At 71.0% G+C, this 16,938-nt stretch carries 13 protein-coding genes, 6 tRNA genes, 1 pseudogene and 1 riboswitch; of the genes and pseudogenes, 13 read left to right on the top strand and 7 right to left on the bottom strand.

The window, feature by feature from the left end; genetic code table 11:
* Together PPSIR1_RS41525 and PPSIR1_RS01100 are read right to left on the bottom strand one after the other, a co-directional pair.
* The gene (locus PPSIR1_RS41525) at positions 1–1,374 is read right to left on the bottom strand and encodes a vWA domain-containing protein (protein ID WP_157595088.1); all 1,374 of its coding nucleotides are present in this window, start codon (positions 1,372–1,374) and stop codon (positions 1–3) included.
* Between the two features lie 39 nt (positions 1,375–1,413).
* Complete coding sequence (locus tag PPSIR1_RS01100; protein WP_006969113.1) at positions 1,414–2,313, bottom strand: phosphotransferase enzyme family protein; 900 nt, start codon at positions 2,311–2,313, stop codon at positions 1,414–1,416.
* Between the two features lie 50 nt (positions 2,314–2,363).
* Here PPSIR1_RS01100 and PPSIR1_RS01095 point away from each other — a divergent pair, with 50 nt between their 5' ends.
* Both PPSIR1_RS01095 and PPSIR1_RS41520 read left to right on the top strand, forming a co-directional pair.
* Entirely contained in the window at positions 2,364–3,068 is a 705-nt protein-coding gene (locus PPSIR1_RS01095) for a hypothetical protein (protein WP_232296409.1), read from the top strand.
* Between the two features lie 104 nt (positions 3,069–3,172).
* A riboswitch (cobalamin riboswitch) is annotated at positions 3,173–3,360 on the top strand.
* 56 nt (positions 3,361–3,416) lie between these two features.
* Entirely contained in the window at positions 3,417–4,061 is a 645-nt protein-coding gene (locus PPSIR1_RS41520; RefSeq protein WP_006969111.1) for a hypothetical protein, read from the top strand.
* A 7-nt stretch (positions 4,062–4,068) separates the two neighbouring features.
* Here the strand turns inward: PPSIR1_RS41520 and PPSIR1_RS47255 are convergent, their stop codons facing one another.
* A complete protein-coding gene (locus tag PPSIR1_RS47255; RefSeq protein WP_006969110.1) occupies positions 4,069–4,632 on the bottom strand; it encodes a hypothetical protein in 564 nt (187 codons plus the stop codon).
* 89 nt (positions 4,633–4,721) lie between these two features.
* Here PPSIR1_RS47255 and thpR point away from each other — a divergent pair, with 89 nt between their 5' ends.
* From thpR to PPSIR1_RS01055, 8 genes are all read left to right on the top strand, one after another.
* Positions 4,722–5,264, top strand: a complete 543-nt coding sequence (gene thpR, locus PPSIR1_RS01080; RefSeq protein ID WP_006969109.1) for an RNA 2',3'-cyclic phosphodiesterase — start codon at positions 4,722–4,724, stop codon at positions 5,262–5,264.
* Between the two features lie 78 nt (positions 5,265–5,342).
* Complete coding sequence (locus PPSIR1_RS50680; RefSeq protein WP_269744676.1) at positions 5,343–5,465, top strand: hypothetical protein; 123 nt, start codon at positions 5,343–5,345, stop codon at positions 5,463–5,465.
* A 228-nt stretch (positions 5,466–5,693) separates the two neighbouring features.
* Positions 5,694–5,768: transfer RNA gene (locus PPSIR1_RS01075), tRNA-Pro, on the top strand.
* Positions 5,769–5,786: 18 nt separating this feature from the next.
* Positions 5,787–5,858: transfer RNA gene (locus PPSIR1_RS01070), tRNA-Pro, on the top strand.
* A 4-nt stretch (positions 5,859–5,862) separates the two neighbouring features.
* Positions 5,863–5,947: transfer RNA gene (locus PPSIR1_RS47250), tRNA-Tyr, on the top strand.
* Between the two features lie 37 nt (positions 5,948–5,984).
* Positions 5,985–6,056: transfer RNA gene (locus PPSIR1_RS01065), tRNA-Pro, on the top strand.
* A 4-nt stretch (positions 6,057–6,060) separates the two neighbouring features.
* Positions 6,061–6,132: transfer RNA gene (locus PPSIR1_RS01060), tRNA-Pro, on the top strand.
* A 13-nt stretch (positions 6,133–6,145) separates the two neighbouring features.
* Positions 6,146–6,217, top strand: a tRNA-Pro gene (locus PPSIR1_RS01055).
* A 24-nt stretch (positions 6,218–6,241) separates the two neighbouring features.
* Here the strand turns inward: PPSIR1_RS01055 and PPSIR1_RS01050 are convergent.
* The 3 genes from PPSIR1_RS01050 to PPSIR1_RS01040 form a co-directional block, all read right to left on the bottom strand.
* Positions 6,242–8,458 (bottom strand): S9 family peptidase, encoded by a 2,217-nt coding sequence (locus PPSIR1_RS01050; RefSeq protein ID WP_006969108.1) that lies wholly within the window; start codon positions 8,456–8,458, stop codon positions 6,242–6,244.
* Between the two features lie 2 nt (positions 8,459–8,460).
* The gene (locus PPSIR1_RS01045; protein ID WP_006969107.1) at positions 8,461–10,797 is read right to left on the bottom strand and encodes an aminotransferase class III-fold pyridoxal phosphate-dependent enzyme; all 2,337 of its coding nucleotides are present in this window, start codon (positions 10,795–10,797) and stop codon (positions 8,461–8,463) included.
* 204 nt (positions 10,798–11,001) lie between these two features.
* Positions 11,002–12,501: a hypothetical protein gene (locus PPSIR1_RS01040; RefSeq protein ID WP_006969106.1), complete on the bottom strand. Its 1,500-nt coding sequence runs from the start codon at positions 12,499–12,501 to the stop codon at positions 11,002–11,004.
* A 6-nt stretch (positions 12,502–12,507) separates the two neighbouring features.
* Between PPSIR1_RS01040 and PPSIR1_RS51135 the strand changes: the two are divergent.
* Positions 12,508–12,945: pseudogene (locus PPSIR1_RS51135) on the top strand (CmcJ/NvfI family oxidoreductase); the annotation flags it as partial.
* A 58-nt stretch (positions 12,946–13,003) separates the two neighbouring features.
* Positions 13,004–13,384 carry a CmcJ/NvfI family oxidoreductase gene (locus PPSIR1_RS41515; protein WP_006969105.1) on the top strand — a complete coding sequence of 127 codons (381 nt, stop codon included), beginning with the start codon at positions 13,004–13,006 and terminating at the stop codon, positions 13,382–13,384.
* Between the two features lie 12 nt (positions 13,385–13,396).
* Here the strand turns inward: PPSIR1_RS41515 and PPSIR1_RS01030 are convergent, their stop codons facing one another.
* Positions 13,397–15,733 (bottom strand): carbohydrate binding family 9 domain-containing protein, encoded by a 2,337-nt coding sequence (locus PPSIR1_RS01030; RefSeq protein ID WP_006969103.1) that lies wholly within the window; start codon positions 15,731–15,733, stop codon positions 13,397–13,399.
* A gap of 234 nt (positions 15,734–15,967) precedes the next feature.
* Here PPSIR1_RS01030 and PPSIR1_RS01025 point away from each other — a divergent pair, with 234 nt between their 5' ends.
* On the top strand, positions 15,968–16,705 hold the full coding sequence (locus PPSIR1_RS01025; RefSeq protein ID WP_006969102.1) for a hypothetical protein: 738 nt from the start codon (positions 15,968–15,970) through the stop codon (positions 16,703–16,705).
* The last annotated feature ends 233 nt before the right edge of the window (positions 16,706–16,938 follow it).

The following is a 16,938-nucleotide window of genomic DNA, read 5'->3' as shown; positions in this document are numbered from 1 at the left end:
TCACCCCGGGTTGCAGTAGTAGTCGATATCCGCCTCACCGGCCTGCTTGAGCGCGTCGCAGGCCGCCCCGCACAGCTCGATGGTGGTGTAGGGGTCCGAGTAGAACCAGCCGTCCCCGTCGCCGCAGTCGTTGATCATGTCCCAGCTCTGCCCGCCGACGATGACCTCGGTGAACTCGGGGAAGAAGGGCTCCTCCGAGAGCGGGATGGTGCAGGTCTGGACGCTCGCTACGACGTCCGTGAGCGCGGCCTCGAGCTCGGCCTGATCTTCGGTGTTGAAGAAGCTCCCGGTCCCGCCGGCGGCGGCGACCTCGTTGAGCACGACGGTGGGGTTGATGCCGTTTGGATCGCCGCCGATGCCGTCGTTGATGGTCTGGTTGATGATGTCGATGCCGACGACGTAGGTCGGCACGCCGTTGGCGGCGGCCGTGCCCACGATGACCGGCAAGCCGTCGTCGTAGACGTCGAAGAGCTGGAAGTTGTTGGCCGCGTTCTGGTCGCAGTTGGCCGCGCCGTCGGTGACCAGGATCATCGCCCGCGGGAGCTCGGGGTCGAGGCTCGTGAGGTGGTTGTAGGCCGTCGTCACCCCCAGGGTCGCCGGCGTCCCGCCGTAGGAAGCGGTCACGCCGGGGCCGGGGATGGTCGCCAGGATCTGAGCGGAGTTGTTCTCCCCCACGGTGACCTCGGGGAAGTTCGAGGTGGTGCAGGCCTGGGGCCCGTAGATGTTCTGCGCCAGCGTCGAGGGGAACAGGTTCGCGCCGAAGTTGATCGAGTCGTCGAAGGTCGTCGTGATGTTGTCGACCACGTCGTAGAGGCTGTTCCACCGGGTGATCTGCGGCGTCCCGCCGTTGTTGTCGTGGTCCCAGGTGTTCGTGAACATGCTGCCGGACTTGTCGAGCACCATCATGACGTTGGGCGGCACCGGCTCGAGGGTCGCGCTCAGCTCGACGCAGGGCATCTCGTCCTCGGAGCTCTCCATCATGCCCTCGTCGGTGGTCTCGGTCTCCCCCTCGGTGGTGTCGGTGCTCTCCTCGGTGGTGTCCGTCCCCGTGTCCGTCGACGTCTCCGTGTCCATCGACGTCTCCGTGTCCGTCTCGGTCTCCGTGTCCGTCGACGTCTCCGTGTCCGCGTCGGTCGAGCTGTCGGTCTCGGTCGTGGTCGCGTCCTCGCTGCCGGTCTCCGTGTCCGTGCCGGCGTCGCCCGTGCTGCTCTCGGACTCGCTCTCGGTCGCGCCGATCTCGTCACCGCCTCCCTCTTCTCCACCAGAGTCGCCGCAGGCGACGAGCAGCGCGGAGGGGGTCAGGGCGAGGGCGGTCAGCAAGGTAGACAGGCGTTTCATCATCATCTCCCGGGTACTTCGCCAGGCGTGCACCACGTGCCAGAATATACGGGTTCGGGGTCCCCAAAGTTAAGTTCAAAGTGAAGCCAAAGGCGTTCCGGCCCGCGGGTTCGGAGGCTCGCGTCCGGATCGCGCCAACGCCACGGCCCGCTCGCCCTCCGCCACGAAAGCCTCGTCGTCGTGGCTCCGCCCCCACGCCACGCTGGCGAGCCCGTGGAGCACCAAGCCGGCGCGCAGCTGGGCGAGGAAGCTCGGAGAGCACGGCTCGGGCCCGAGGTAGGCAGACCAAAACGCGGCGTTGGCCCGAGCATCGACGTCGCCGTCGAGCCGCGTCCACAGCTTGGCGAGATCGAGAGCCCGGGCGTCGGGGCGCGCGTGCTCGAAGTCCACGACCGTGAGGGTGCGACCATCCCACAGCCAATTGTCGGGCTGAAAGTCTCGGTGGCAGGGCACCCGCGGGCCCCAGTCGGCGTCCGCGAGCGCCCCCGGACCCAGCGAGCTGGCGACGGCTCGCAGCTCGGGCGCCCCCTCGAGCCACCGCGCTTCCCGTCGCGCGAGGGCCTCGACCAAGGGCACGGGATCGCGCTCGTCGACGGGCAGCGCGTGGAGCCGAGCGAGGTAGCGGCCGGCGCAGGCGAAGGCCGCGGGCGACAGCGCGACCTGCTCCTCGCCTCGACCCGCGTCTACAAAGACGAGGCAGCGCAGGGCCTGGCTCGCAGCCAGCACCCGCGCGTGGCCCAGGCCGCGCGAGGCATCGGCGACCGCCGGAGCCCAACGCGTCGCGGCTCGACGCTCCTGGACAAAGGCTCGCCCGGGGCCGCAGCGCTTGACGATCACCGAGCTCCCCGGGCCCCAACGCACCCGCCACACCCGGTTCGCGCCCTGCCCCTCGTCCACGCGGCTCCAGCTCGCCCCCCGCGGCGCCCCCACCCCAGCCTCCTCGACGACGAACTGTTCGAGCGCCTCGCTGCGCACCCGCCCACCCTACCAGCCCCGCCTCCCGCAGGCTGCTAAGCTGAGTGACCGTGAGTGCTCCGCTGCGCCTGATGATCTACGACCGGACGTGCACCCGGGACCTGCTCACGGCCCTCGACCGCAAGACCGGCGACTCCATCGGCGCGCGCGTGTCTCGGGCGATCGGCCGGACCGCCCAGCGCCTGCCCGGGCCCGGCCTGAGCCACGCCTGGGCCAGCGGCGGCGTGCTCTACTCCGCCCTCGGCCGCATCGACGATCGCAAGGGCTTCGACAACTGGGGCGAGGCCCTGCGCTGGCTCGCCGACTACCCCGGCGCTCGACCCATCGCCGAGATTCAGTTCTGGGGCCACGGCAAGTGGGGCAACGCGCGCATGGACGCCGAGCACCTCGGCCTCGCCTCCCTCGAGGGCGAGCACGACCACCGCGCCCCGCTCGCGGCGATCCGCGACCGCATGGTCCCTGGCACGGGCCTGTGGTGGTTCCGGACCTGCGAGACCTTCGGGGCCGTCCCCGGCCAGCGCTTCGCCGAGGGCTGGACCGACTTCTTCGGCTGCCGCGCCGCCGGTCACACCTACATCATCGGCCCGTGGCAGAGCGGCCTGCACAGCCTCGGCCCGGGCGAGCGGCCGACCTGGTCCGTCGAAGAGGGCCTGTCCGCCGGCACCCCCGAGCAGCCCACGGGCGCGCTGTGGTCCCGCCCCAGCGAGCCCAACACCATCAGCTTCCTGCACGGCGCCGTCCCGGCCGGCTACTGAGAAGGCCTGGGGTCGCCCCCGCAAGCGGGGCTTCGATTCGGTCGCAGACTCCGACTCGTGAGCACTCCCCGAGCGGGGCGATTGACCGAAACCGGCCCCTCGGCTAAGGAGGGCGCGCCTCCGGTTCGCCCGCATGGGCGTCGCAAGAGGGAATCCGGTTCAACGCCGGAACTGCCCCGCAGCGGTGAGTGGTGACGAACGCCGTCAATGGCACTGGCTCCGAAGAGCTGGGAAGCGACGGTCACTAGGTCGACCCACGAGTCCGAAGACCTGCCGAAGGTGCCCGCGCCCCCACCATCCCCATAGGCGCGGGTCTGCACGACATCCCCGAGGGGAGGATGAGGCACCATGACCAACGCCAAGATCGAGTCGTTCGCGCGCAGCCTGTCGCTGCGCACCCTGACCACCCTGACCCTGCTCGGCCTCGCCGCCAGCGGCTGCGTCGTCGACCTCGGCGACGGTGACGACGAGGCCGCCGAGGCCGACTCGGACACCGTCGGCACCGAGACGGAGACCGAGGACGACAGCAGCTCCGAGGACGGCAGCTCCGAGGACGGCAGCTCCGAGTCCACCGACGAGTCCAGCTCCGAGGACGACGTCGGGACCGAGGACACCACCGAGTCCACCGACGAGACCACCGAGACCGACACCACCGGTACCGAAGGCCTCGAGATCGTCGGCGAGTACGTCGACGAGTGGGGCAGCGAGCACACCATCACCGACGCGCAGTGGCAGCAGGACGCCCTGCTCTTCCACGTGCTCGACTACGACAACGAGGCGGACTACCTGATCGCCGAGAACGACGCGAACAACGAGTGGTCCGCCGGGCTGTTCAGCCGCTTCGACTGGGCCTGGGACGGCGACAGCCTGTACTACTGCCAGACCGTCTACGACGCCGAGGCGGCCGAGGCGGCCGAGGCTGCCGAGCCCGCCGACGCTGCCAACCTCGCGGGCGGCTGCGGCGAGGGCTTCCCCTGGACCCTCATGAACTGAGCGCCGCTCAATCGACGGACTCGGAGCCCTGGGACGCCTCGTCCTGGGGCTCTTCGTTGGTTGTGGCCTGGCGCAGGACCTCGTAGCTCCCGGTGAAGCCCTCGCACAGCCCCGCCTCGACCTCGACCCCCGCGATGGGGGTGAAGGCGAGCTCGAAGGTGCCCGCCTCGGTCTGCGCCACGCTGCCCTCGCAGGACTCGGTCAGCACCTCGCAGTACTGGTCGTCGCGGCAGCGCAGGGCGACGAAGCGCAGGTAGCTCGGGGCGCCGCAGTCGCTGCACGCGGCCGTGGCGACGACCCTGGGCGAGAGGGTCAGCAAACGGCCGCTGGCGTCATCGCCAACGAGGCGCAGCTCCGCGACGAGCGAGGCGGGCAGCTCGGTCCGCTGCTCGAGGCCGTCGCTCGGGCTTCCGCCCGCGACCACCCCGGCCCCGCTCTCGCTCGTCATCCCTGCTTCGGCGGGGGCCTTCGTCCCGCCCGCGTCGTCCTTGCTGGCCGCGCACCCGAGCGCAACGGGCAGCACCAGGCACGAGCACAGCGAGATCGAGGGGGCGAGGTTGCGCCAGCGCATGGCCCTCTATACCGCGCGCCGTCGCCCCGCTCCCGCCCTGCCCCGACTTTTTTCGGGCGCCTCGCCCTGCGATCGCGTATTTCCAGGCGGTGCCGCGCCTGTTCCTGGCCATCGATCTCCCCGACCCCATCGACTTCGAACTCGAGCTGCTCCGCGGAGGCATCCACGGCGCGCGCTGGCAGACCCGCGAGCAGCTCCACCTGACCTTGCACTTCATCGGCGAGGTCGACGGGGGCGAGGCTCGCCGGCTCCGCGCGGCCCTGGGCGCGCTCGAGTCCCCCGCCTTCGAGCTCGAGCTGTTCGGCAGCGGCGTGTTCCCGCCGCGCGGCCAGGCCAACACCCTGTGGATCGGCGCGCGCGAGAGCGACCCGCTGCGCCTGCTGCATCAGCGCACCGCGGCGATCCTCGACGCCCAGCAGCTGCCCCGAGAGCGGCGCAAGTACACGCCGCACGTGACCGTCGCCCGGCTCAAGCGCGCCCCCGCCCAAGAGGTGGGCGCGTGGGTGGCCGCGCACAGCTCGTTCGCCTCGCCCAGCTTCCCCGTCCGGGCCGTCCAGCTCTACTCCAGCGTGCTGACCTCGGCCGGCGCGAAGTACCGAATCGACGCCGAGTTTCCCCTCGGCGAACTATGAGCATTTTTTTTGTTTTACTGCCTTGACTCCGCCCCCCGCCGCGCTACACCCAGAGAGCTTCCGACGGGAGACGACGTGATGAACGCGATGATGCAGCACCTCGACAAGGCGATGACCCAGCGTGCGCTGGTGATCCCGTCGCCTGTCAGCCCTGCTCCGCGCCTCTATCCGCCGGCTCAGCCGCCTGCGATGGGCAGCTGAGCCCCCCTCTTCGGGTCGAAGAGCGCAACCAACAACTGAATACGGGAAGATTCCCCCGCTCGACCGCCGACCTTCGGCGCGCGTGGGGTGCAGCGCAGGCCCACACCTGCCCCCCGCTCGGACCACCTCGGACTTGGGACGACATGTCGCCCCGGCTCCTGGCGCGCGACCCAGACGTCGCGGCCGTGGCCCGCCGCGGATAGTGACTGCATTTGAATCGACATATTACGGGATGTGGCGCAGCTTGGTCAGCGCGCTCGCTTCGGATGCGAGAGGCCGCCGGTTCGAATCCGGCCATCCCGATCCCAACCCAACCAAGCTCGGGATGTAGCGCAGTGGAAGCGCGCCTGCACGGGACGCAGGAGGTCGCTGGTTCGATTCCAGTCATCCCGACTCTCCATGGGACGCCTCAATGGTGAGGCAGCGGTTTGTAGTGCCGTGGCGTCTTCGGACGTGGGCAGGTTCGATCCCTGCCCCATGGACTTCGCCCCTCATGGGCATCATTTCACCTCAAACCTTCGGGATGTAGCGCAGTGGGAGCGCGCCTGCACGGGACGCAGGAGGTCGCCGGTTCGATTCCGGCCATCCCGACTATCGAGATGAGGCGCAGTGGTCGCGCACCGGTTTCGGAAACCGGGGGTCGCCGGTTCGAGTCCGGTCATCTCGACTTTCATGCATCACGGGATGTGGCGCAGTGGCAGCGCACCGGTTTTGGAAACCGGGGATCGCCGGTTCGAATCCGGTCATCCCGACTGCCCGCGAGGGCGAGGCCAGGCTCAATTCGCCTGGGCTAGATCGATGTAGAAGGCCCACTTGAAGGCCGTGTCCTCGAGGGACTGCAGGCGGCCCGACTTGCCGCCGTGGCCCGAGCTCATGTCGACCTTGAGCAGCAAGGGGTTGTCGTCGGTCTTGAGCGCGCGCAGCTTGGCGACCCACTTGGCCGGCTCCCAGTACTGGACCTGGGAGTCGTGCAGGCCCGTGGTCACGAGCATGGCCGGGTAGGCCTTGGCCTCGACGTTGTCGTAGGGCGAGTAGCTCAGCATGTAGTCGTAGTAGCTGCGCTCGTTGGGGTTGCCCCACTCGTCGTACTCGCCCGTCGTCAGCGGGATGGAGGCGTCGAGCATGGTGGTCATGACGTCGACGAAGGGCACGGCGGCGACGACCCCGGTGTAGAGGTCGGGGCGCATGTTGACGATGGCGCCCATGAGCAGACCGCCGGCGCTGCCGCCGTAGGCGAAGACCTTGTCGCGCGCGCCGTAGCCCCCCTCGAGCAGCTGCTCGGTGACGTCGATGAAGTCGGTGAAGCTGTTCTTTTTGTTGAGCAGCTTGCCGTCCTCATACCAGCCCCGGCCCAGGTCCTCGCCGCCGCGGACGTGGGCGAGGGCGTAGACGAAGCCGCGATCGAGGAGGCTCAGGCGTGTGGACGAGAAGCTCGGGTCGAGGCTGGAGCCGTAGGAGCCGTAGCCGTAGACGAGCAGCGGGGCGCTGCCGTCGACGGGGGTGTCCTTGCGGCGCACGAGCGAGACGGGCACGAGGGTGCCGTCGCGGGCCGGGAGCTCGAGGCGCTCGGTCACGTAGTTGGCCTTGTCGAAGCCGCCGAGGACCTTGTCCTCGTCGACGAGCACGGCCTCGCGCGTGGCCAGGTCGTAGTCGTAGGTCGACCACGGCGTGGTCATGGAGCTGTAGACGTAGCGCAGGGTCGTGGTGTCGAGCACGAGGTTGCCGCCGGTGTAGGCGGAGTAGGTCGGCTCGCCGAAGTCGATGACGTGGCTGCCGGCGTCGCCCTCTTTCCAGGGGCGCACGCGCAGCTTCATCAGGCCGCGCTCGCGCTCGTCGATGACGAGGTAGTCGGAGAACACCTCGAAGCCCTCGACGAGCACCTCCGGGCGGTGGGCGACGAGCTCGGTCCAGTTGTCCTTGGTGGTCTTCCCGACCGGCGTGCGCATGATCCGGAAGTTGGGCGCGTCGAGGTTGGTGCGCAGGATGAACTCGCCCCCGCGCTTGCCCGGGCGGTGGGCGAGGTCGTACTCGAGGCCGCGCTCGCGCGGCTGGACGACCCTGGCGGCGCTCGTCGGCGCGTGGGCGTCGATGATCCACGACTCGTCGCTGAGGGTCTGCCACGCGTCGATGACGACGTAGTCCCGCGACTTGGTCAGCCACACGGAGACCCCGAAGGTGTCGTCGGCCTCCTCGTAGACCAGCTCGTCCTTGGCGGGATCCGTGCCCATGATGTGGCGCCAGACCTGGTAGCTGCGCAGGGTCTCGAGGTCCTTGCGCACGTAGAACAGGGTCTGGTCGTCGGCGGCCCAGGTGAGGTCGGCGGAGGCCTCGGGGATCTGCTCGTCAAGGAGCTCGCCGGTCTTCAGGTCCTTGAAGCGGATGGTGTAGATGCGCCGCCCGACGGTGTCCTCGGCGAAGGCCAGCAGCTGCTGGCTCTCGCTGACGTCGAGGCCGTAGGCGGCGTAGTAGGCCCCTTCGCCGAGGGGCTCGGCCAGCGCCTGAACGTCGAGGATGACCTCCTCGGGCGCATCGAGGCTCCCGCGCTTTCGGCAGTGCACCGGGTAGTCGGCGCCCTCGGCCCAGCGCTCGTAGTAGAGGTAGTCGCGCTCGCGCACCGGCGGGCTGACGTCGTCTTGGTCGATGCGCGCGAGCATCTCGGCCTCGAGGGTCTCGCGCAGCGTCGCCGTGTGGGCGGTCATCGCCTCGGTGTAGGCGTTCTCGGCCTCGAGGTAGTCGATCACCTCGGGCGACTCCCGATCGCGCAGCCAGTAGTAGTTGTCGACGCGGACCTGGCCGTGGGCCTCGAGCTCGTGGGGCACGACCTTGGCCACGGGCGGCGTGGGTAGCTCGGCGCCCTCGGGCGGGGCGTCCCCGGGCTTGCTCGTGTCGGTGCTGGTGTCCGAGGTGCAGCCCCACGCGTTGACGAGTCCGCCGAGGGCGAGAGCCAGCGCGAAGGTGCCAGGCGATGTTCGAATCCTGCTACGGGCGGACACGGTCAGCGCATGGTAGCGGACAAGGCTCGCGCCAGGGTCGAGGCGAGGATCCTCGCCTCAACATCGGCAAAGCAGATCGGCGGCTTGATCTTGATGACATTGCGCGCCGGTCCGTCCGTGCTCAGCAGCACTCCCCGAGCCCGCGCGTGGGCGACGATGGCCGAGGCTCGCGCCGCGTCGGGGCGCTTGGTCGATCGGTCTTCGACCAACTCGACACCGATGAAGAGGCCGCGCCCGCGGACCTCCCCGATGCCCCGCCCGAGCACCGGATCCGCCGCCAGCTGCTCGAACGCGCCGCGCAGCCAGCTGCCGGTGTCGCGGGCGTTGGCGACGAGGCCCTCGTCTTCGATGACGGCCAGCACGGCCGCGCCCACGGCCGCCGAGACCGGGTTGCCGCCGAAGGTGCAAAAGAACTCCATGCGACCGCCGCCGAGGGCCTCGGCGATGGCCCGCGTGGTGACGACGGCCCCGAGCGGGTGACCGTTACCGATCGGCTTGCCCAGGGTCAGGATGTCCGGCACGACGCCCTCAGCCTCGAAGGCCCACATCCCGTCGCCGACGCGGCCAAAGCCGACCTGGACCTCGTCGGCGATGCACACGGCGCCCGCCGCCCGAGCGCGGGCGTAGGCCGCGGCCAAGAAGCCCGACGCGGGCACGACCTGGCCGGCGCAGCCCAGCACCGACTCGCAGAACAAGGCGGCGAGGCGGCTCCCCCGGCCACGCGCGGCCGCGTCCGCAGCGTCGAGAGCAGCCGCGTAGGCCGGGCCGTCGTCTCCGTGGGCTCCGCGATAGGGATCGGGCGTCGGGAGGACGTGGACCCACTCGCGCCGCCCCCGACCGCCGGGCGCGTCGAACTTGTAGGGGCTCATGTCGACGAGGTTGCCGGTGTTGCCGTGGTAGGCGGCGTCGAGCACCGCCACGTCGAAGCCCCCGGTGTAGTCCCGGGCCAGGCGCAGGGCGAGCTCGTTGGCCTCGCTGCCAGAGTTGACCAAGTACACAACCTCGAGGGGCGCCGGCAAGGTCGCGCACAGAGCCTCGGCGTAGTCGACGAGGCCCTCGTGGAGGTAGCGCGTGTTCGTGTTCAACCGCGCCATCTGGGCCGCGCCGGCCTCGACCACGCGCGGGTGGCAGTGGCCGACGTGGCACACGTTGTTGACGCAGTCGAGGAAGGCCTGGTCGTGCTCGTCGAACAGCCAGCTCCCCTCGCCACGACGGATGTAGAGCGGCATCCCGCTCGACGCGTAGCTCAGGCTCAGGCTCGGTCCGAGGCGGCGGCGGCGAGCCGCGAGCAGCTCGTCCCCCGTGCGCGCCCCCGGGACTCGGGGCGCGAGCGCGAGCCCGCACGCCTCGGCGACGGTCGCCGTGAACGCCCGCCGGCCCACGGCGCCGAGGGCCTCGAGCACGGACCACGCGCCCTGCTCGGACGCGCTGACGTAGGCGTTGTCGGGCTCCGCCTCCCGGGCGCGGGTCGAGCTGGTCACGCTCACGGCCAGGCGGGCGCGCAGCAGGTCGTAGAGCAGGTCGAGCTCGAGGGCGGTGAGCGGCCGACGTCCGTGATAGCCGGCGCAGACCTGCGCGCACGCGGCCGCGACCTCCGGCAGGGCGCAGCCGAGGCGCAGATCCATGGCCGCGTAGGCCAGCGCGATGGCCAGGTCGCACACCGCCGGACACCAGCACGCGTCGCCAAAGTCGAACACGCCGACGAGGCGGCCCTCGGCGACGGCGAGGTTCTTGTCGTTGGCGTCGCCGTGGATGACCTGGGTCGGCAGCTCGGCCAGGCGCGGCAGGACCCGGCCCTGGAACTGCATCAGCGCGTCGCACACGAGCTCGGCCCGGGCCGGGTCCTCGAAGCGGTGCAGCTCCTCGGCGATCCAGTTGGCCTCGGCGAGGTTCCAGGCGAAGTGACGCTCCATCCCCGGGTGGCGAAAGTCCTCGAGGTCCCGGGCGAGCTGGCCCAGGGCCGCGCCCAGCTCCTCGCGCAGCGCGGGCGTGGGCGAAGCGTCGAACCACAGCTCGCCCTCGATCCAGCCCACCATCCAGGCCCGGGTCGGTCGCCCCGCGTCGTCCTCGATGGTCCGCGTGGGCCCGAGCACCCGGGGCACCAAGGGCGCCGACGGTCGCGCCTCCAACCACTTCAAGATGGCGATCTGCAGGTCGATGTCCTCGGCCAGCTCGACGTTGGGGACCTTGAGCACGGCCTTGGTCCCGTCCGGGGCGCGGACCAGGAAATTGCGGTCGGCGTAGCTGTCGAGCTCGGCGGGCGCGTCGAGCTGGCCCTCGAACCATTCGGCTGCGAGTTGAGCGGCGCGCTCGGGGCTGATCTGCGGGCGGCTGTGCACGGCGCCGCGATGGTTGCTCAGCGGCGTCGGCTCGTCCAGGCCTCAGAGGGTCGGCCAGAATGAGGCACGTCGCCTCGCGCCGGGCCTGGCGGCGAGATCGAGGAGCCGAAGCGAAGGCGTATCGAGCATACTTCGAGCTTCGGCGACAACGAGCCTCGTCGTCAGGAACAAGCGAGGCGGCGTGCCTCATTCTGGCCGACCCTCTCAAGGTTGGGCGGCGCTCATGCGCAGCTCGACGCGCACTTGCTTGCCCACGTAGTCCCGCGGTCGCCACTTGCCCAGCTCCGCCTCGACGCACGAGCGCAGCTCGGGGCTGACCGAGCGCGGCTTGCCCTCGACCGCGACCGTGGTCCAGTTGGGCCCGGTCCCGCTCTCTTTCGAAGGTTTGTCGACGCGCAGGCGCACCGTCATGCTCGCGTCGAGCGTGGGGTCGGCCTCGATGGCCCGGCTGATGCACGGCACCCGCAGCCGCTGCAGCCACGCGTCGAGGCGACGGTTGGCCCCGTCCAGGTCCTCCGGCGCCGGCTTCCACTTCGGGTCCTTGGCGACGACGTGGCCGAGCTCGAGGACCTTGGACTGCTCCGGGTCGAAGCACAGCACCAGATCCCGGCTCTCGTTGCCCACGCCAAAGTAGGCGCAGCGGCCCTCGCCTCGGGCCACGACGCGGTTCGCCCGGAGCTCGCGGCGGGTCACCCCGGCTGCGCTGCCGTCGGGCCAGTAGACCGTCGCGCCCTCGGGCACGGACACCAGCGCGCGCTGGTCCGAGGGGCTGTAGCCCCCGCCTCCGCGCCCGGTGCCGATCAGCCCCAGCCCTCCCTCGGCGCCCTCGGGGACCTCCTCGACGCTGCGAACGCGGATGTCGACGCAGCTCTCCCGCAGCACGTAGAAGACGGCTCCATCTCGCTCGACGCGCGCGCCCTGCTTGGCGCTCCAGGCCCAAAATTCGCGACCGTCGAGGAGCAGGTGCCCCTCGGGCTCGGCGAGGTTGGCGAGCGGCGGACGCTCGGCGGGGACGAAGGCCTGCCCGGTCACGAGCGGCCCGTCCTCGGCGAACTCGGCCTTGGCCAGGGAGCGCTCGAAGCCCCAGGTCGCCAGCCACGGGCCGGGCTCGTCGGCGCCGTCGAGGCCCTCGGGCAGCGGCGAGTCCGGGACGATCGGCGCGCCCGGAGGGATCGACAGCCCGCTCCCGTCGGCGTAGGTCGCTTCGACAAAGCCCGTGGTGACGACGACGAGGTCCGAGCGCTCGACCCACATGCGCACCTCCATGTCGTCGAGGCCGGCGAAGTTGTGGCCGCAGGAGCTCGAGTCGTCCTCCCCGCCGAGGCTGCGGACCTCCACGCGCGAGCCGTGCAGCTCGCCCGCCGCCATCACCCAGCCGATGGTCCGGGCGGCCAGGGTTCCGGGCGGGGCCGCCTCGTCGGACAAAAAGCTCCGCGTCACGACGGGCTCTTTGGCCTCGGCGCTCGGGAAAAAGCGCGCGCCGCTGCGCACGACGACGTGCGTGCCTTCGAGGGCCCGGGGTCCCGGCGCGGGCTCGACCACGACCGAGTCGGGCTCGCTCGGCGTCGGGCCGGGCTCGCTGTGGATCTCACTCGTCGACGAGCCCTCGACCCGGCCCCCGCAGGCGCCGAGGCCCAGCGTCGACGCGAGCGAGGCGATCGCGAGCAGGGTCACGCCCCGCGTGTTCGGCAACACCAGCGACATGCGGCCATGGTCGCACGGCCGCCCTCCCCCGTCGCGTATGCTCGGCCCATGGCGAGCGTCCGCGCGCAGCTGCGTTACTCCATCGACACCGGGGAGACCCCCGTGACCGAGACGACGGGACCCGGCGGTCGCCTGCGTCGGCGCAGCGGGGGCCAGGACGACCTGCGCGAGGTCGAGATCGAAGACGGCCGCGAGGCCCCGACCCGCCCTACCATCGAGCGCGAGGGCTTCACCCTCGTCGCCGCGCCCACGGCCGTGGCCGACTACTGGGACCCGGCGCAGATCGAAGCCGTGGCCTACCCCGAGACCGAGGCCCTCGTCGCCCGGGTCGCGGGGGCGCAGCGCGTGGTCATCTTCGATCACACGCTCCGCTCCGAGCGCCCCGAGCACCACGCCGGCGCCTTCGCCCGCGAGCCCGTCCACGTGGTCCACAACGACTACACCGAGCGCTCGGGCCCGTGGCGCGTCCAGGACGTGTTGCCGGACGAGGCCGAAGGCTTGCTTGCTCGCGCGTCGCTTCGCCATCGTCCAGGTGTGGCGGCCGATCTACGCCGACCCGCGCGCCCGCCTGCTCGCCCATCCGCTGGCGCTGTGCGACGCCCGGAGCGTGGCCCCGGCGGACTTCATCGCCGCCGAGCGCCGCCACCCCACGCGGGTCGGGGAGATCTACCAGCTCGCCTACAACCCGGCCCATCGCTGGACCCACTTCCCCGCCATGAGCCGCGACGAGGCCCTGGTGTTCAAGGTCTACGACTCGGCCACCGACGGCCGCGCCCGGTTCACGCCCCACACCGCCTTCGCCCACCCCGAGACCCCGGGAGACGGCTCGCCGGGGAGCCTGCGCGAGAGCATCGAGCTGCGCTGCCTGGCGTTCTTTGGCTGAGCCTGCGGCGGGCTACATCAGCGCGCGCAGGTAGTAGGTCAGCTTGACCGTGACCTCGTGAAAGGGCTGGCGCGGGGTCTCCCCGACGGCGTCGAGGCCCAGGGGCTGATCGGTGCGATAGACGACGAACAGGTCGCTGCCCTGGCGGTAGCGCCAGCGCACGCGGCTTTGCAGCCCGAGGCGCTCGCCGCCGGGCTCGAGGTTCAGGCGCACCAGCGTGTCCCAGTGCAGCCAGCGGGTGAAGGCCACGTCGACGGTGCCGTTGAGGAAGCCAAAGTTGAAGTCCTCGCCGGCCTCGCCCAGGGTCCCGAACAGCTGGGTGTACTTGCCCTGGATCGCAAAGTGCTTGCCCAGGCGCGCGCGCAGCTCGGTCTCGAGGGAGTGGCTGACGCCGCCGAAGACCTGGCGAAACTCGTACTCGACGTTGCCGAACAGCCACCACCGGCGCGGCGATCCGACCTCGAATTTGTGCCGCTGCCCGCGGTAGGTCCCGTCCTCGACCTCGATGAGGTAGAGCTCGAAGGGCTCGAGCACGCGGTCGCTGAGGCTGCGCACCTGATACTGGACGCGCCAGCCCTGGGCCCAGTTGATCTGCAGGTCCCCGCCGTAGGCCGTGGTCAGCAGGGCCGAGTAGTCGGGCTCGGTCTCCACGGCGGCGACGGGGCCGAACACGATGTCGCGCAGGCCCATCACCCGCGGCCGCGGGGCGAACTTCAGCTCCGCCCGCTGCCGGGCCGTCCCCGGTCGGCGATAAAAGCCCAGCGGCGCCTGGAAGCGCTCGTCGCTCCACAGCCACTCCACGCGCGGGCGCACGAACAGGCCCTGGTACTCCGAGCGCAGGTGGGCGCTGGTCCCAAACTCCTCGCCCGCGGGCTCGCCGGGGGTCACCACGGCGCCCGAGTCGTCGACCTCGTCGGCGATCGCCGGGGTCTCGCGCCAGGTCCCGGCGAAGAAGGCGTAGCTGCGAAACTTCCCGTCGAGGGAGCGCAGCTCGCCGTCGATCCCCGCCGAGAAATTGTCGTGGCCGTCCGCCTCGCGCGGGCCGGCCATGCGCGCCTTGCCCATGGCCAGGGCGCCGACGATGACCCGCCGCGAGGCCTGCACGCGCAGGCGCCCGACGGTGATGTTCTCCGGCGGCGTCGACTCGAATTCTTCGCGCTGCTCGAGGTCGTCGCTGGCCCGGGGCAGGGTCCGCATGGTCTGGACGTTGAGCACGCCCCAGGACAGCCGCCCCGAGCGGCCGTAGCCCTTGAGCCCGCCGAGGATCGGGATGGGTCGCCCCCCGGTCAGGCCGATGCGCCGTGAAAAGAACAGCTGGCCGCGGCGCTGGTCGCCAAAGTTGAACACGTCCAGGCCGTTGATGAAGAAGGGCCGGCGCTCGGGGAAGAACAGCGGGAAGCGGTCGCGGGCGACCTGGACCTCGTCGACCTCAACCTGGGCGAAGTCCGTGAGCACGCTGGCCTCGACGAAGGAGGCCTTGCCCGCCTGCACGCGCAGGTCGGCGCCCGTGGCCACGTTGGGCACGCGCAGCGGATCCAGGGTGAAGCTCGGCCCGAAGTCCGTGCGCGCGACGACGAAGGGGGTGTACTCGAGGGCCCGGCGCGGGCGGATGTCGCGGATGCCCGTGAGCGTGCCGAAGGCCGACGCGGACACGGGGTGGCGGGGCGGCACGATCAGCCGCCAGTCGTAGGTCGCGTTGCGCCGCGCGTGGTCCCGGGACACGTCGAAGCCCATGGTGATGCCCTCGGCCGTGGTCGAGGCCCGCCCGCTCAGGCCCAGGACCGCGAAGGGGATGCGGTACTCGAGCACGAAGCGATCATCCTCGATCTGCGACTCGACCTGCCAGACCGCGTCCCACTCGCGGATGCTGATGCGCCCGTCCTCGAGCACCATGGTGTCGACCTGCGCCCCGTCGACGTTGGCCCCGAAGGTCAGCCCCGAGCGCCGGTCGTGGTGCGGGTCGATCTTCACGGCGATGGTGTCGTCGGCGAAGATCGCCCCGGAGTCCCGCCGCAGGGTCCGGACCTGGAGGTCCTGGGGCCCCTCGACCTCACCCTCGACCAGGACGTAGAGCGCCGCGTCGTCGTAGGCGACGCGCACCCGGGTCTCGAGGGGCGGCTCGGCGCCCAGGTCCGGCGTGCGCTCGAGGAAGCCGGACCCGACCGGAGCCCGGGCCCAGACCTCGTCGTCCGCCCGGCCGTCGACGGTCACGGGTCCCCGCGCACGCACGGCCTGGAGCTCCCGGGGCGGGACGGCGTCGGACAGGCTCTCGAGGCCCTCGGCCTCGCTCCCGCCCTCGATCGGGGCCTCGCTCGGGCCTTCCTCGGGAGCCTCGCTCGGACCTTCCACGCCCCCCCCGGGCCCCTTCTCCCCCGGCGACTCCACCACGCCTGGTCCAAAGACGAGCAACGCAAACAGCGCGGTGAGACACGGGGAGGACACGACGAGCGGCGCCAGGGTAGCGCTCCCGAGGGCCCTGAAGCCATGGACGCCCCGCCAAATGAACAGCTGAGCAGGGCTACAGGCAGCGGCCATTCTCACCACTTCATCGCCGCGCGCTCAGCCATTGGGTATGGTTGGCCCATGGCCGAGCTCCCCTGGCTGCCGGAGACCCTCCGGAACAAGGTCCTGTCCGCGTCCAACGCGGCCTCGGAGGCCCTGCGGGAGGATCTGTGCGCGGTGTGTCTGATCGGCGCGTCGGCGGGGCCCAACCGCAACTTCCGAGGCAACTCGGTGGAGCTGCTCATCGTCGCCCGCGAGCTGCCCGAGGCCACCCTCGACGTGCTCGGCGCGGAGCTGGGGCCCCTGCTCCGCGACGGCCTGCAGATCCGCATGGTCACACAGCTCGAGCTCGAAGGCTCGACGGACGTGCTCGCCCTCGAGCTCGCCGAGTGGCGGGCGCGCAACGTCGTGCTCGCCGGCGAGGATCCCTTCTCCGAGCTGACCATCGCCCCCGACGATCTGCGCCACGAGCTCGAGCGCGCGCTCCGGACCCTGGCCCACCGCCTCCGCAACCGCCTGCTGTGGTGCCTGGCCACGCACCAGCGCCACCTCGACCCCATGCTCCGCGACGCCCTCGAGCGCCTGACCATGGTCGGCTACCACACCCTCGAGCTCCTCGGGCAGCCCCTGCCCCTGGGCGAAGGTCAGGCCCTGGCCCGCTTCGCCGACTGGGCGGGCGTATCCGCCGAGGGCCTCGACGCCCTGCGCGAGCGCCTGACCCACAACGGCCAGGCCACCGACCCCATCGCCGAGCTGCGCGCGCTGGCGTCGGTGACCAACGCCGCCTGCGCCCGCATCGACACCCTCAACGATGACTGACTGCTCTGCCCCCACAGTCGCCTAGAACCGAGGGCGCTGCGTCGCTGTCCGCTCCTCCGCTTTGGCTTGGTGGGTAATGGAGTTCGTGCCTTTGAGAAGGCAGGTGGTCGCCCCCGCGAGCGGGGGCGTGGATTCGTTCACAGTCCCTGAGTCGCGGACGTGGGGCAGGGAGGGCGTGGCGTCGTCCGCGATGGCCCAAAACAGACAGAGACTGTGAATTCATTCACAGTCTC

The organism is Plesiocystis pacifica SIR-1, assembly GCF_000170895.1.
GTDB lineage: Bacteria > Myxococcota_A > Polyangia > Nannocystales > Nannocystaceae > Plesiocystis > Plesiocystis pacifica.
Note: the sequence above shows the minus strand (reverse complement) of the source record. Positions and strands in the feature narration are given on the sequence as shown.